The following is a 14,732-nucleotide window of genomic DNA, read 5'->3' as shown; positions in this document are numbered from 1 at the left end:
ATCTTTTTAGCAATTCACAGAAATGCTCTCGACACTCCTGCACTTTTGCCATTGAATAAAAAAAGATCAAAAAGATAAAGGATGATCATAATGAAAAATTATAAGTATCTGTTGTTCTGTACACTTCTCGGTTTACAAGCTTGTGCGACATCAAAGCAGCCAAATATAAGCCTGCCCGACTATCTAAAGCCGTTTATTGGGCAATCTGCGAACACCATCCAGCAACAGCTCGACTTAAAACCCTTAGGTTTCCAAACATTGGCCCGACCAGTTAAGCAAAATAATCAACTGATTTATACCGTGATTCGTCCCATCCGTATCCCAATTCCGATAGCACAATCAACCGAACTTGGCGCTCAGAATATTCCGATTCAAAGTGCTGGCAATGCAGGCAGTGCTTATGATCTGAACTTAAAATGCCATATTATTTTTGAGCTTGATCAGCAACAAATCGCACGATCTATTCGTTATGAAGGTAAAGCCTGCTAATCAAAGCAATAAAAAAACGCAGCTATTGCTGCGTTTTTTTATAGACTTCAGTGCTTAGTTTAATGCTGCAACCACAGCTTCACCCATCGCATCTGTCCCGACTTTGTTCATGCCTTCAGACATAATATCGGCGGTACGTAAACCTTGGTCTAAAACTTGACCGACCGCATCTTCAATTGCTTTTGCAGCCGCTTCCTCACGGAAGGTATAGCGCAGCATCATCGCCACTGAAAGCACCGTCGCCAATGGATTGGCAATATTTTGACCTGCGATATCTGGCGCAGAACCATGACATGGTTCATACATGCCTTTGCCATTTTCATCTAAAGACGCCGATGGCAACATCCCAATCGAACCGGTCAACATCGCTGCTTCGTCAGACAAGATATCACCAAATAAATTGCCTGTGACGATGACATCAAATTGCTTTGGTGCACGCACCAATTGCATTGCCGCATTATCCACATACATATGCGATAACTGGATATTTGAATACTGTGCTTGCTGTAGGTCAGTGACGGTTTGCTTCCACAACTCAGTTACTTCAAGAACGTTGGCCTTATCCACCGAACAGACCTTGCCACCACGCAATCCAGCCAACTCAAAAGCGACTTTGGCGATACGTTTGATTTCACTTTCTGAATAGACGTCAGTGTTATAGCCTTGTTTCTCACCATTTTCGAGTTCACGAATACCACGTGGTTGACCAAAATAGATCCCCCCCGTTAATTCACGAACAATCAGAATATCAAGGCCAGCAACGATTTCAGGTTTTAAGCTCGATGCATCTGCCAATTGTGGATACAAAATCGCAGGGCGTAAATTGGCAAATAGATTGAGTTCACTACGAATTTTTAACAAACCGCGTTCGGGACGGATTGAACGCTCAATGCTATCCCACTTCGGACCACCAACCGCACCCAATAAAATCGCATCGGCTTTTTTCGCCTGTTCGCTGGTCACAGCAGGATAGGGTTCGCCATGTGTATCAATTGCAGAACCACCAAGCAAACCATGTTCCCATGTCAAAGCTAAATTAAATTTATCATTGACCTTGGTTAAAACCTTTTCAGCAGCAGCTACGATTTCAGGACCAATGCCATCACCCGCTAAAATTAAAATATGCTTAGACATCTATTCTTCTTCCAATTTTCCTATGTGCAGCGATAACACTGCGAGCCAATTAAACCTTTTTCTCAACAAACTCACCTAAACCGGTACTGACGTCAAATGGACGGCAGAAACGGCGAATGGTGTGTTGCTCTTGCTGTAAATCCACACACAATGGATCAGGTACGGAAACATTAAGCAAACTACCTGAACGACGTGTTCGATCTCGGTACATTTTAAAGGTATAGCGCACATGCGGTTTAAATGCATGAATCACATGGAAAGTTTCGGAACGGTCAGGAGAAATAGGATAGAAGCGAATCACGACTTCGTATTGCTTGGCTGGCACACTTAAATAGACCTGCTGTTTGCGGCTAAATACTGAGCCATGTAAGCGTACAATACCGCGTTCCATTGCCTTTTGGCTAATCCGATGAGTCTTTGCATCAATGACATCGATATCACCAATACGTTCAAACTCACAATTCTCAACACCTGAACAATATAAAGTTGTGTTGTCCGCCTTACTTTCCAATGTGTTCTGTGCAATACGAACTTGATCCACCACATTGGGTGCATTTTGACACGCAGTCAAAGTCGTAACAGCGCCTAGACACAGTAAAATACTGCGAGCGAGTCTTCTTTTCATTATTCAAGCCCAGTCCTCATGTCTTGTAACATGTAAGCAAAATATTATCCGCTAGCATGTTAACAAGAGTTCAATCTCTGCGCTACGCCTATGTTAAAAATGTCTAAAACCTAGTGTAATTTCCCTGATCCAAACCTAGGCTTGGATCTCTTGAAACACCCATGGACGTGCTTGTTTCGCCTTTGCTTCAAAAGCACGAATATCATCTGCCACTTGTAAAGTTAAACCGATATCATCCAAACCATTCAATAAACAGTGCTTACGGAATGGATCAATTTCAAATTTAAATGCTTCACCCGTTGGGGTTCGAACTTCCTGAGCCTCTAAATCAATTGTTAACTGATAGCCCTCATTCTCAGCACATTCCTTAAATAACTGATCCACCACCTGTTCAGATAAAATCACAGGTAACATGCCATTTTTAAAACAGTTATTAAAGAAAATATCAGCAAAGCTTGGCGCAATGACGGTACGGAAACCATATTCATTCAATGCCCACGGCGCATGCTCACGGCTAGAGCCACAACCAAAATTGGTCCGTGCCAATAAAATACTTGAACCTTGATAACGCGGTTGATTTAACACGAAGTCAGGATTCTTTGGGCGTTTACTAATATCTTGACCTAAATAACCTTCATCCAAATAACGCAATTCATCAAATAAGTTATCGCCAAACCCTGTACGTTTAATCGACTTTAAAAACTGTTTTGGAATGATTAAATCGGTATCGACATTGGCACGATCTAAAGGCCCAACAATACCTTGCTCTACAGTATATTTTTCCATGCTTGTGCTCCTTTAGAATGAACGAACATCAACAAAATGACCTGCAATCGCGGCTGCGGCTGCCATCGCTGGGCTGACCAAATGGGTACGTCCGCCGTTACCTTGACGACCTTCAAAATTACGGTTTGAGGTCGAAGCACAATGCTCGCCCGGCTGTAATTTATCTGCATTCATTGCTAAGCACATCGAACAACCTGGTTCGCGCCATTCAAAACCTGCTGCCAAGAAGATTTGATCTAAACCTTCTTGTTCGGCTTGCTGTTTTACCAAGCCCGAACCTGGCACGATCATCGCCTGCTTGATGCTCGACGCAACCTTACGGCCTTTTACCACATCGGCTGCTGCACGAATATCTTCAATCCGCGAGTTGGTACATGAACCAATGAAAACGCGGTCTAACTGAATATCAGCCAAAGCTTGACCTGCAGTTAAGCCCATATATTGATACGCACGGGTCCAGTCATTGCGTTGTACATCATCTTTGGCTTGTTCTAAAGTCGGTACTGCTTGTGAAACAGGAATCACCATTTCAGGAGAAGTTCCCCAAGACACTTGTGGCTCAATCTCTGCACCATTCAAAACCACCACCGCATCAAATACGGCATCTTCGTCTGAATGTAAGGTATTCCAGTATTCAACCGCTTGATCCCACTGTTCACCTTTTGGTGCATAGTTACGATCTTTGACATAGGCAATAGTTTTATCATCGACTGCAACCATACCCACTCGAGCACCCGCTTCGATCGCCATATTACATACAGTCATACGACCTTCAATCGACATATCACGGAACACTTGGCCACCAAACTCAATGGCATAACCTGTACCGCCCGCAGTCCCAATTTTGCCAATAATAGCTAACACCACATCTTTTGAAGTGACACCAGTACCTAATACGCCATCAACACGCACCAACATGTTTTTCGACTTCTTCTGTACCAAACACTGCGTTGCCAACACATGTTCCACCTCTGACGTCCCGATACCATGTGCCAAACAGCCAAAAGCACCATGTGTCGCTGTATGCGAGTCACCACAGACCACGGTCATTCCCGGCAAAGTTAAACCTTGTTCTGGGCCAACCACGTGGGCAATACCTTGACGGATATCATTAATCCCGAACTCAACGATATTAAAGCTTTTACAGTTGTCATCTAAGGTTTGTACCTGAATACGAGAGGTATCATCTTCAATCCCTGCGATGCCCTGTTCACGCTCTTTTTTAGAGGTTGGTACGTTATGGTCAGGTGTTGCAACGTTAGCACTTAAACGCCAAGGTTGGCGATCGGCAAGCTGTAAGCCTTCGAAAGCCTGAGGGCTGGTCACTTCATGTAATAAATGGCGGTCGATATAAATTAAGCTCGAACCATCATCGCGTTGTTTTACTAAATGGTCATCCCATAATTTGTCATATAATGTTTTGCCTGCCATGTCGTCGCCCTCCATCGTGCTTGCCATTGGTCTGGGTATTTTTGATCTTAAATTGATTATAGCGATGCTTTCACATAAATCTAATTTATCATTTTTATAAATTAACAAACTTTTAGGAATGATTTTCAATTCCCTTGATAAACTTAATGTACTTTATAAGATACGAATACCTTTTGAATAATTCATAAAATAGCTATCCGCAAAATAACTAATTTTATATAATATTTCACAAATATATAAAACAACTCATACCTTAGGATACAAAATCAATGCAGAAAGTGATATTCCCATCTATTCTTATCTTTATAGCTCTATTAACTGGATGTGCAAGCACCCAAACCCAAAAACTGAATATAAATGCTGTAAAAGCATCAAATCCAACATCCGTGATTATCTCTAAACGAGAGAAACCACCTTTCCTTGCAACTACAGCATTAAATGTACAGTTTGCTCTTCTTGGAGTGGCTGCTCAGATATCTAGTGGTAACAAGATCATTAACGAAAATCAGGTAGAAGATCCCTCAATCTATATCGCTAACGAGCTATCGAAAACACTAGAGAGTCAGCTAGGGATAACGAATATCACAACAAGCACATCTAAAACTACAACGAATAATGTTAAGACACTTGCTGAACAATACAAAGGCGCAGATCTTTTACTCGACGTCCAAACCACACACTGGCAGTCTATTTACTACATTTCAGATTGGAATAACTATAAAGTTTTATACGCTGCAAAACTAAGATTGATTGATACGAAGAATCAAAAAGTCCTTGCTGAAAGCAGTTGTTCAAAAAACCAAGACGACAAAGAGAACTCACCATCTTATGACCAGTTAATTGCTAATAATGCTGCTGTATTAAAGGCCGCACTTAAATCACATGCAGATGCCTGTATCAGCGAGTTTAAAACAAATGCTTTAAGCTCAATCTAAAATTTCATATTAACGCTAGCCCAAAGCACTCGTTTGGGTTAGCCTGATACAGATAGAATCCCCCTTAACTGAATGATCATCCTATAACTTGTCATACAAAGTTTTATCTGTTTGAGTCTTGCCAGCCATATCGTCACCCTCCACCGTGCTTGCCATTGGTCTGAGTATTTTGATCTTAAATTGATTATAGCAATCGCTTCACATAAATCTAATTTATCATTTTTATAAATTAATAAACTTTTAGGAATGATAAATTGAAATTTTAGATCTTGATCATCTCATTAAATAAAAAAAATTTAAATCATCTTCGCTGAGCACATTTCATACGTGCTCTGGTTTTGAGCTACTTATTTAAATGAATCATTTCACGATTTATAAATCCAATCGTCCTAAATTGAAATTTCTTTTTTACATTTTATTCGATAATGATTATTATTTACATTAATAGAGCTTCTTAAGGGCATTCCCATGACTCGTATTCAAAAATTTGTACATAACAATCGTCGAACTTTTAAAAAAACTTTAAGTTATTATATTGTACATATTAGTGTGGCAATGATGGTTGCTTATGTGATTACAGGAAACTTTTGGATTGCAGCAACCTTAAGTTTGCTTGAACCAACAGTACAAGCCTTTGCTTTTTTCTTTCATGAGAAAATTTGGAATCATTTCGAATTTAAATTAAATAAAGATACTCAACAGCTTTAAAATTTCTTTGGATACTTTTGTATGAATCTCGCTGCTTTTGAAGCATTTGTTAAAGTCATGGAAACCGGTTCAATTTCTATCGCAGCAGAACAATTATTTATTACCCAACCCGCAGTCACGAAGCGGATTCATAGCCTAGAAGACTACTTCGGGGTCAAACTGTTTGAATCAGCCGGGCGGGGCATTCAACCTACTCATGCCGCACATTCTCTATTACCTAAAGTCCGAACTTGGCTGAATGAATTAGGGGAAATTCATCATACCTTGAGTCATGAACAAGCGCAGGTGCAAGGCCGTTTAAAGATTGGCACCAGTCATCATATTGGTTTACATCATTTGGCTGAACCGCTGAAGAACTTTGTGCAGCATTATCCCCAAGTGACCTTGGATGTGCATTTTGTCGATTCAGAACAAGCACATGAACTGGTTCTGGCCGGTGAACTGGAACTGGCATTTTTAACCCTACCGCCCGTTGGGGATGATCGTCTGAATTATGTGACCATCTGGAATGATCCATTGGTGTTTGTGGCTGCGCCCTTCCATCCTTTGTCACAACACCCCCAACTCAAACTTGAAGACCTGATTAGCTACCCAAGTTTGTTACCTGCTGCACAAACCTATACCAGTCAAATCACTTTGTCTGAATTTGAACGAAATGGCTTAAAACCGAAAATCACCATGAGCAACAATCCCTTGGAATCCATTCGAATGTTGGTCTCGATTGGTCTCGGCTGGTCAGTGTTGCCAAAAACCTTAGTCAATCAGGATTTAAAACAACTCGATTTAAAACTAGATATGCAACGTCAACTGGGTATGGTTTGGCATCCTGCACGAATTCAGTCTAAAGCGGCTGAAGAACTGATCCGTATGATGCATGTCGGTTAATTTCAGGATTAGTCTCCCCCACCACCACCACAACTGCTGCAACTACTACAGCTATTGCTGCTACTGCTGCAGCTTGACGAGGATGACGAAGATTGTGCTTGCAGGTATTGCGCATAATCCTTGGTCATCAATTCAATATTAAAATACTGTCCATCCTGCCAATTTAAAGCTTGATCAATCGCAAACAGTCTCGGTAATAGCGTGGTATTTCTTGGCTGATAGGCATGTAAACCGCAACTGTTCCGCCACGCGGCGAATAACTGTTGTGTTTGCTGTGTGGACGTTGTGCTCGCATCATAGGGGTTATGATGGAGCTGTCGACCAATAAGCTGTTCACACAAGTCTTGATACTGTTTTGGAAATTCCAGCATGACATGCCATAGGCTATCCACGGCATGTGAAGGCATGGCATAGGCCTGTTTTTGCATGACATGCAAAGCCAAGTAGTCCTTAAATCCAGCTTCGATCAATTGTCGTTGTTTTAGACCCAGTTCTGGATAATAGAATCTGAATTTATTCCAAAAAACTGGATCGAATTTGAATTGCTCAATCTTTTGTAATTTTTTAGATTTAGAACGCGCAATCAAGGCAAGATTCAGCACAATCACTGACCATAGAAAGGGCAAGATCACCCAAGCAGTAAACAGCTGTTGCTGCCAACTGTACATCAAAATCAAAAGCAAGATCGGGAGCGCGATCCATCGCATTTTGATCATCGGTTGTTGTCGTTTTAATTGCAATAATGTATCGAGCAAGATGGAAGTCTGAGCTTCCTGATTTATTTTTATTTTCATGGTTTGATCTTAAAAATAAATGATGACAGTAATATGACAAAAGAACCTCCCCAAAGGGAGGTTGAAGCAGACTTATCCAATCTGCAATAAACGGCGAATTTGCTGGGTCATCTGAGCGACATCTAAGAGATGATGCGGAATGGTCATCGACAATAATTGATCTGAGCGGAAACGGCGGTCAATCTCAAGCATGACATGGGTTTGATGCGCTTCAGCAACAAAAGACACTTCAACCTCATTAAAGCCACTGAACATAGTTGAAGATACAAACTCTAGTTCTTGGTAGCAGCCAATCGTCGATCTAAAGTGATGCGCTGTGAGTTGCCCTTTTTCGACATCCACCGTCGATAAAACAAATCCACATTGCTGCATCGCTTGTAAAAACATTTGCATGGCGGGTGTTGGCAAGATTCTTAAATAATCACGATCCGTTGCGTCTACGCCCCAATCCACATCCAGACGGGTATTGATCCAGACCCGTGTTGCATTACGGCGGCAAGCAACTTCGGTGATTGGTGTTTCATGCGGGATTTCCATGGTAAAAGGAACATGGTGTGATTGATTTGCCGGCAATGAAAAATTAGAACTGATTAACCACTGATCCAAAACCAACGGTTGATTAAATTCATGATCACCAGACTCGACCTCCGCCATGGTCATCAGTTGCAAATACAGACCTTTTATATCTTTATCGGTTGAGCCACCTTTAAAGTTAATCTCACCGCGTAGCGTCTCTCCTGCCTGTAAAGTCGAATTAAATAAACGGGTTTCAACAGTGACACCTTGCAGGCCCAAGCCTGACATAATTTTACTAAACATTTTTCTCTTTTTCTCTCAAATCAAGACTATTCTTCTATCTGTTCTAACAGGCCTATGATTAAAGGACATCATCGCCAGCGAGCTGAATCTTAGCATCTGCTACCGCATTCATAAATTGCTGATAGTCATTGAAATTACGTTCAGCTGACTGGGTCGCATAATCCTGTAAAACTTCAACGATGGTACTGCCTTCACCTAAATATCCCATCAATACATCCGCATTGCCGGCTTTGGCATGTGCATGGGCTAAAGCGAGACCACAGCTTTCCGCATATTCATAAAAATATTCATCATCCATATCAGTAAGATCAACCGAAATTTTCATATCTCGTAACTGACGCACATGGAAATCTTGATTTAAGCTGGAAAAGCCCAAGAAAATATCACTAGCCGCTTGCATCAATTGCTGTCCATGAATCACTCGCTCGCCTTCATGCTCAACCTTATCTTTAAATAGCGGACTCAGAATTGAAGGGTTGGCTTCTTTCATTTGTAAAATCAATGGTTCACGGTCTGCATCTTCAAATAAGGCAATCGCTGAACGGGTTCCGACACTACCGACCCCCACCACTTTCAGCGCTACATCGGTCCGTTGATAACGATCAAACAACACCTGTCGATCAAATTTCAATGAATCTCGATATCGTAGAAAGAATTCATCGACCTGCTGAGCAAAAGGTTCATCGGCTTTGGGATGCCACAGCAAAGGAGCATCATCAATAAAATGTCTAAACCCAGTTTCAGCATCTTGTTGAGTGAGCTTTGGTAATACTGAATGCGCATTACGTTTTTGAGCTGAATCTAAATGCTTGGCGCGTTTCTTCCTGAGTTTTCGGCATTCCGTGTTCTCTAATAAAGTCGTGGCATCGACCTTTTCATACCAAACTTGCAATGGTGATAAGGCCATATTTTCAAGCAAGTGTTTGCGGTAGCTATTCAGCATGGTTTTAATGGCTTTTAAACCACTGCGCTCTCCCAAGCCAATGTCTTTGGCCGCAATCACAAAACTGGTCACCAGACGTTTTAAATCCCACTCAAATGGCGCAACCAAGGTCTCATCAAAGTCATTGATACCGAATAACAGGTTACGTTCAGGACTGGCAAAACCGCCAAAGTTACTTAAATGGCAATCGCCACAAATTTGCTGAAACAAGCCAGAATTGTATTGTTCCCATGCTTGGTCAAACAGCATCAATGCAGGCATTCCACGATAGAACGTAAATGGCGAGACACTCATCCGCTTGGCACGAATCGGCTGTAATTGTGCTAGGCGTCCTTGATTGCTCCAATCATAAAGTGTTAACGCCGTGGTACCTTTGGGGCGTACTGAAAGTTGAGCCAAGTTTTCACGTGGAACTTTTTTTCGTTGTGTCTTACCTAATTGAAAGCCTTCGCTTTTGCTCAATAGCTTGCCTTGATAACGATGTCGTGTGAGATCAATACTCTCTGCGGTCCAGAGTTGTTTTGGTAATTTTATTTGTTGTTTTGGCATAACACCCCCTATAAATCCAGTAGTGTTATAGCAATAATTTGAGTGAATACGATAATAATTTTTTTTAATTCGATTTAGAACACTGCCAAATATTCCATTTCATCCGGACATATTTGGCAGCAAATCAAAACTTTAGATCGACCAGTCTTGAATGTCCCAAGCCTGTTCCTGCGCTAGCTTTTCTAAACGATCATCTGGATTGACCGCAATTGCATGGGTGGCATATTCCAGCAAGAAACGGTCGTTGATTGAATCAGAATAGGCCCATGACTCGGTCACGGAGCGACCAGCCAACCACTGATCCAGACGCGCAAGCTTGCCTTTTTGATAACACGGAATCCCTGTCACCTTGCCCGTATACTGTCCATCCACCACTTCTGCACTGGTGGCTATAATCTCGGTAATGCCAAATTCACGGAAAATCGGTGCGGTAATAAAGTCACTGGTGGCGGTGATGCCGACAATGGCATGACCAAGATCTTGATGTTTTTTAATCGCCTCAAAACCTTTAGGGCGCATTTGTGGACGAATCACCTTTTGCATAAACAACTGATGTAACTCAGTTAAATAGGCATTGTCGTGTTTGGTCAGAAATTCGAATACAAATTCATTATAGGCAATCGGGTCAAGCTGTCCCGCTTTATAGTCTTCATAAAACTTGTCATTCATTTGACGATGATGAACTGGATCAACCAAAGCCTCATTGACCAAAAACTCTCCCCAAGAATGGTCAGAATCGGTATTTAACAGCGTATGATCTAAATCAAACAAAGCCAATTGCATAGAATTTCTCGTTTAAACTGAAAATTAAGAAAAAAAATGTAAATCTATCTCCGCTAGTCGATAGAAATTCGTTAAGATCATAGCAATTTTTAAACATTTTACTTTGACCTTTTTCGAGTTGGACAAGAAGAGTGACTGTCCCCGAGATCAAAGTCAACGATATAGACAAAATTTAGGTAGCCAAATGATCGACTCAGAAGGTTTCCGACCCAACGTCGGGATCATTTTGGCAAACGATGACGGACAAGTTTTATGGGCAAAGCGCATTGGTCACAATGCTTGGCAATTTCCACAAGGAGGGATCCAATTTGGTGAAACCCCTGAGCAGGCACTTTTTCGTGAACTGAGAGAAGAAGTCGGTTTATTGCCCGAACACGTCCAAATTATAGCGCAAACAAAAGGTTGGCTGCGTTATCGTTTGCCACATCGGTACATTCGGTCAGATTCAGATCCGGTATGTATTGGACAAAAGCAAAAATGGTTTTTACTGAAGTTAACGGCATCGCCCCATCATATTCAGTTAAACCTATCAGACCCACCCGAGTTCGATGAATGGCAATGGGTGAGTTACTGGTACCCATTGGGTCAAGTGGTCAACTTCAAACGTGATGTTTACCGTAAAGCCATGATGGAATTATGTTTACAACTACCTCAGCGTTAATTGTCAAAGAATCATCACTTTAAGCAATGATTTTTGACAAGAGAGCTGTTATAACTAGGCCTATAACGATTCAATAAATTGGAGTAAACATCCATGTCAAACATGCAACTCGACACGCTTAGACGCATTGTGCAAGAAATCAATGCGTCCGTCAGTTTGCATGATTCCTTGGACATTATGGTCAATCATGTGGCCGATGCCATGCATGTCGATGTCTGTTCAATTTATTTATTGGACGAGCGTAATCGTCGCTACGTGTTAATGGCCTCTAAAGGATTAAAAGCTGAGGCAGTTGGCACCGTATCGCTCAGTGTCGGTGAAGGCTTGGTTGGCTTGGTGGGGCAACGTGAAGAAATTGTTAACTTAGACAATGCGCCCAAACACGAACGCTTTGCCTATTTGCCTGAAACAGGTGAAGAACTATTTAACTCCTTCCTTGGCGTTCCTGTCATGTATCGCCGTAAGGTGATGGGCGTATTAGTCGTTCAAAATAAAGAATCACAAGACTTCAGTGAAGCGGCGGAATCCTTTTTGGTGACTTTGTGTGCACAACTCTCAGGGGTAATCGCCCATGCACATGCGGTCGGCAATATTGATGTATTCCGTAAACCTAGCAACGGGCCAAGCTATAAAACCTTCCAAGGGGTATCGGGTGCTGGCGGTGTGGCTCTCGGTCGTGCCATCGTACTTTACCCCCCTGCTGATCTCGCTGCAATTCCTGATCGTGAAGCCGAGGACATCAGCGATGAATTGGAATTACTCGATCAAGCCATTGCAGCAGTACGTTTAGAGATACAATCGCTTGATGACAAAATGCAAGATTCACTGATGTCAGAAGAGCGTGCGCTGTTCAGCGTATTCTTGCGCATGTTAGATGAAAATGCCTTACCAAGCGAAATTAAAGACCATATTCGTGCAGGCAGTTGGGCACAAGGTGCTGTACGTAAAGTCATCGATAAACATGTGGCGCTGTTTGCACAAATGGAAGATGACTATCTGCGTGAACGTGTCTCTGATCTGAAAGATCTTGGCCGCCGAATCTTGGCTTGCTTGCAAGAAAATGATACCAGTCACCGTGAACTCAGCCCAGACAGCATTTTGATTGGCGAAGAGATCAGTACCGCAGCCTTGGTCGAATTACCCGTCGATAATATCGCAGCGATTGTCACTTCTGAAGGCGCTGCCAACTCGCACATGGTCATCGTTGCACGTGCTTTGGGCATTCCAACTGTGGTCGGGGTAACCGAATTACCGATTACCACACTCGATGATATCGAGATGATTGTAGATGCTTATCAAGGGCGTGTTTTCGTCAATCCACCACGTCGTCTACGTCAGCGCTATAAAGAAGTTCAAAAAGAAGAAGAGCAAATCGCCAAAGATTTGAAGCAATACGAAACCAAAGATGCAATTACCCCAGATGGTGTATCCATTCCTTTATTCGTCAATACCGGTTTGATGATTGATGTGGTTCGTGGTGTACAACGTGGCGCCAAAGGTGTGGGACTCTATCGTAGTGAAATTCCATTCATGCTACGTGAACGCTTCCCTGGTGAAGAAGAACAACGTGCCATTTACCGCCAACAGCTTAGCCATTTTGCCAACAAGCCTGTGATCATGCGTACCCTTGATATTGGTGCGGATAAAGACCTTCCTTATTTCAGTATTGAAGAAGAAAATTCGGCTTTGGGTTGGCGTGGCTTACGCTTTACGCTGGATCATCCTGAAATTTTTTCTGCACAAATTCGTGCCATGCTCAAAGCCAGTATTGGCCTAAATAATTTACACATTTTATTGCCGATGGTGACCAGCGTCAGTGAGGTTGAAGAAGTACTCTATCTCTTAGAACGTGACTGGATTGCAGTACAAGAAGAAGAGCAAGTCAAAATCACCAAACCGAAAATCGGCATCATGGTCGAAGTACCGAGTGTGCTGTTACAGATTGATGAATTTGCCGAACTGGTTGATTTCTTCTCGGTGGGTTCTAACGATTTAACCCAGTACTTATTGGCAGTCGATCGGAATAACCCACATGTCGCCAACGTTTATTCACATTTCCACCCATCAGTACTACGTGCCTTAAAGCGCTTAGTTGAAGATTGTCATATCCATCAAAAACCAGTTAGTGTTTGTGGTGAAATGGCGGGAGATCCGCTGTCGGCCATTCTATTGATGGCAATGGGCTTCAATACTTTATCGATGAGCTCAAGCAATATTCTGAGAGTCCGCAAAGCGATTTGCCATGTCCCAATGAGTGATGCCAAAAAACTCTTGGATGATGTACTGCAAATGAATAACCCACTGGTGATTAAAAGCTGGTTGGAACATTATTTCAAAACTCACGGCTTGGCGGATATGGTCAAATCCAATCGCATGCTCAATGTCTAAAATAGATATTTCGCTGTAAAACCAAGTATAAAAAAGGGCGACTCGTTCAACACCGTCGCCCTTTTCAATACATCTCTTTATTTTGCTGAACGCAGGTAAATCTGCTGTTTAGCACCATTCAAACTCACGCTTGGAAATTGACGATCATAATCAATCACGATGGCATCTTTACCTGTTAAATTTTTGGCATCTGATTCCCAAGTCACATAGTATTTGATTTTAGCATCATCACGGACTGGTGGCTGAATGCGCTGACGGTGATCCGCTGGGACGGTAAAATCAACGCTAAATGGTACTTGAGAGATTGCAACTTTTTTCTGTTGAATCAAGGTTGCTGGAACATCCGCGATCTGACTGTCCACGGCATATAAACTTACGGTGCCCTGTTGCGGAGTTACGGCATAACTACCTTGACCCACAAACTCAACCTTCAAGGAATTTGCTTTAGTCTCATCTTTTTGTGGCATGGAAGTACAACCTGCTAAAACAGTTAAAGACAACCCGAAACCTAATGCTAGTTTTTTCATTTTTTTAATCTCTTTAAAGATAATCCAAAATAACATAGCAAACGTTAAAATATGAAAGCTTTACATATTTTCTACTCAGCTTTCGATGTCAGAAACCCCAAGCAATTGATTAACTTTTATACACAACAAAAACCATAACAGAAACCGTTCTGGGCCTTTTTACATAACTCCAACAGGTAAAGGCGCTATTTTTCAGCAAAAATGGTGGCTCTCAAATTTAATTAATCTAGCGTCCGATTCAGTTTTCGTTAAAACCAAGCAAAGTAGTAAGTCTT

15 protein-coding genes are annotated in these 14,732 nt (G+C 42.0%); 6 read left to right on the top strand and 9 right to left on the bottom strand.

Going from position 1 to position 14,732, the window contains the following annotated elements; genetic code table 11:
- The first annotated feature begins 90 nt into the window (after window positions 1-90).
- Window positions 91-489, top strand: a complete 399-nt coding sequence (locus V6E90_RS16405; protein WP_065343683.1) for a hypothetical protein — start codon at window positions 91-93, stop codon at window positions 487-489.
- 54 nt (window positions 490-543) lie between these two features.
- On the opposite strand, the gene leuB is transcribed toward V6E90_RS16405, so the two are convergent.
- The 4 genes from leuB to leuC form a co-directional block, all read right to left on the bottom strand.
- Complete coding sequence (gene leuB / locus V6E90_RS16400) at window positions 544-1,623, bottom strand: 3-isopropylmalate dehydrogenase (protein ID WP_016542414.1); 1,080 nt, start codon at window positions 1,621-1,623, stop codon at window positions 544-546.
- A gap of 49 nt (window positions 1,624-1,672) precedes the next feature.
- The gene (locus V6E90_RS16395) at window positions 1,673-2,248 is read right to left on the bottom strand and encodes a hypothetical protein (protein WP_004656044.1); all 576 of its coding nucleotides are present in this window, start codon (window positions 2,246-2,248) and stop codon (window positions 1,673-1,675) included.
- Window positions 2,249-2,383: 135 nt separating this feature from the next.
- Window positions 2,384-3,034: a 3-isopropylmalate dehydratase small subunit gene (gene leuD / locus V6E90_RS16390; protein WP_016542413.1), complete on the bottom strand. Its 651-nt coding sequence runs from the start codon at window positions 3,032-3,034 to the stop codon at window positions 2,384-2,386.
- 12 nt (window positions 3,035-3,046) lie between these two features.
- Complete coding sequence (gene leuC / locus V6E90_RS16385) at window positions 3,047-4,465, bottom strand: 3-isopropylmalate dehydratase large subunit (protein WP_016542412.1); 1,419 nt, start codon at window positions 4,463-4,465, stop codon at window positions 3,047-3,049.
- Window positions 4,466-4,734: 269 nt separating this feature from the next.
- Between leuC and V6E90_RS16380 the strand changes: the two genes are divergently transcribed.
- The 3 genes from V6E90_RS16380 to V6E90_RS16370 all read left to right on the top strand — a co-directional run bounded on the left by V6E90_RS16380 (window position 4,735) and on the right by V6E90_RS16370 (window position 6,993).
- Window positions 4,735-5,400, top strand: coding sequence for a hypothetical protein (locus tag V6E90_RS16380; protein ID WP_023270873.1), 666 nt, complete (start codon window positions 4,735-4,737; stop codon window positions 5,398-5,400).
- Between the two features lie 468 nt (window positions 5,401-5,868).
- On the top strand, window positions 5,869-6,108 hold the full coding sequence (locus V6E90_RS16375; protein ID WP_016660478.1) for a DUF2061 domain-containing protein: 240 nt from the start codon (window positions 5,869-5,871) through the stop codon (window positions 6,106-6,108).
- A gap of 21 nt (window positions 6,109-6,129) precedes the next feature.
- On the top strand, window positions 6,130-6,993 hold the full coding sequence (locus V6E90_RS16370) for a LysR family transcriptional regulator (protein ID WP_332605909.1): 864 nt from the start codon (window positions 6,130-6,132) through the stop codon (window positions 6,991-6,993).
- Window positions 6,994-7,001: 8 nt separating this feature from the next.
- On the opposite strand, the gene V6E90_RS16365 is transcribed toward V6E90_RS16370, so the two are convergent.
- From V6E90_RS16365 to V6E90_RS16350, 4 genes are all read right to left on the bottom strand, one after another.
- Window positions 7,002-7,787, bottom strand: coding sequence for a hypothetical protein (locus tag V6E90_RS16365; protein WP_332605907.1), 786 nt, complete (start codon window positions 7,785-7,787; stop codon window positions 7,002-7,004).
- 72 nt (window positions 7,788-7,859) lie between these two features.
- Window positions 7,860-8,606, bottom strand: coding sequence for a sporulation protein (locus tag V6E90_RS16360; RefSeq protein WP_262756977.1), 747 nt, complete (start codon window positions 8,604-8,606; stop codon window positions 7,860-7,862).
- A 58-nt stretch (window positions 8,607-8,664) separates the two neighbouring features.
- Window positions 8,665-10,098, bottom strand: coding sequence for a DUF2252 domain-containing protein (locus tag V6E90_RS16355; RefSeq protein WP_332605906.1), 1,434 nt, complete (start codon window positions 10,096-10,098; stop codon window positions 8,665-8,667).
- 132 nt (window positions 10,099-10,230) lie between these two features.
- Entirely contained in the window at window positions 10,231-10,881 is a 651-nt protein-coding gene (locus V6E90_RS16350; protein ID WP_065343680.1) for an HAD family hydrolase, read from the bottom strand.
- A 184-nt stretch (window positions 10,882-11,065) separates the two neighbouring features.
- Between V6E90_RS16350 and V6E90_RS16345 the strand changes: the two genes are divergently transcribed.
- Entirely contained in the window at window positions 11,066-11,542 is a 477-nt protein-coding gene (locus V6E90_RS16345) for an RNA pyrophosphohydrolase (RefSeq protein ID WP_004656060.1), read from the top strand.
- 93 nt (window positions 11,543-11,635) lie between these two features.
- Window positions 11,636-13,930 carry a phosphoenolpyruvate--protein phosphotransferase gene (gene ptsP, locus V6E90_RS16340; protein ID WP_016542404.1) on the top strand — a complete coding sequence of 765 codons (2,295 nt, stop codon included), beginning with the start codon at window positions 11,636-11,638 and terminating at the stop codon, window positions 13,928-13,930.
- 77 nt (window positions 13,931-14,007) lie between these two features.
- Here ptsP and V6E90_RS16335 read toward each other — a convergent pair whose 3' ends face one another.
- The gene (locus tag V6E90_RS16335; protein ID WP_065343714.1) at window positions 14,008-14,457 is read right to left on the bottom strand and encodes a hypothetical protein; all 450 of its coding nucleotides are present in this window, start codon (window positions 14,455-14,457) and stop codon (window positions 14,008-14,010) included.
- Between the last annotated feature and the right edge of the window lie 275 nt (window positions 14,458-14,732).

The organism is Acinetobacter sp. ESBL14, assembly GCF_036668815.1.
Taxonomy (GTDB): domain Bacteria; phylum Pseudomonadota; class Gammaproteobacteria; order Pseudomonadales; family Moraxellaceae; genus Acinetobacter; species Acinetobacter gyllenbergii.
Note: the sequence above shows the minus strand (reverse complement) of the source record. Positions and strands in the feature narration are given on the sequence as shown.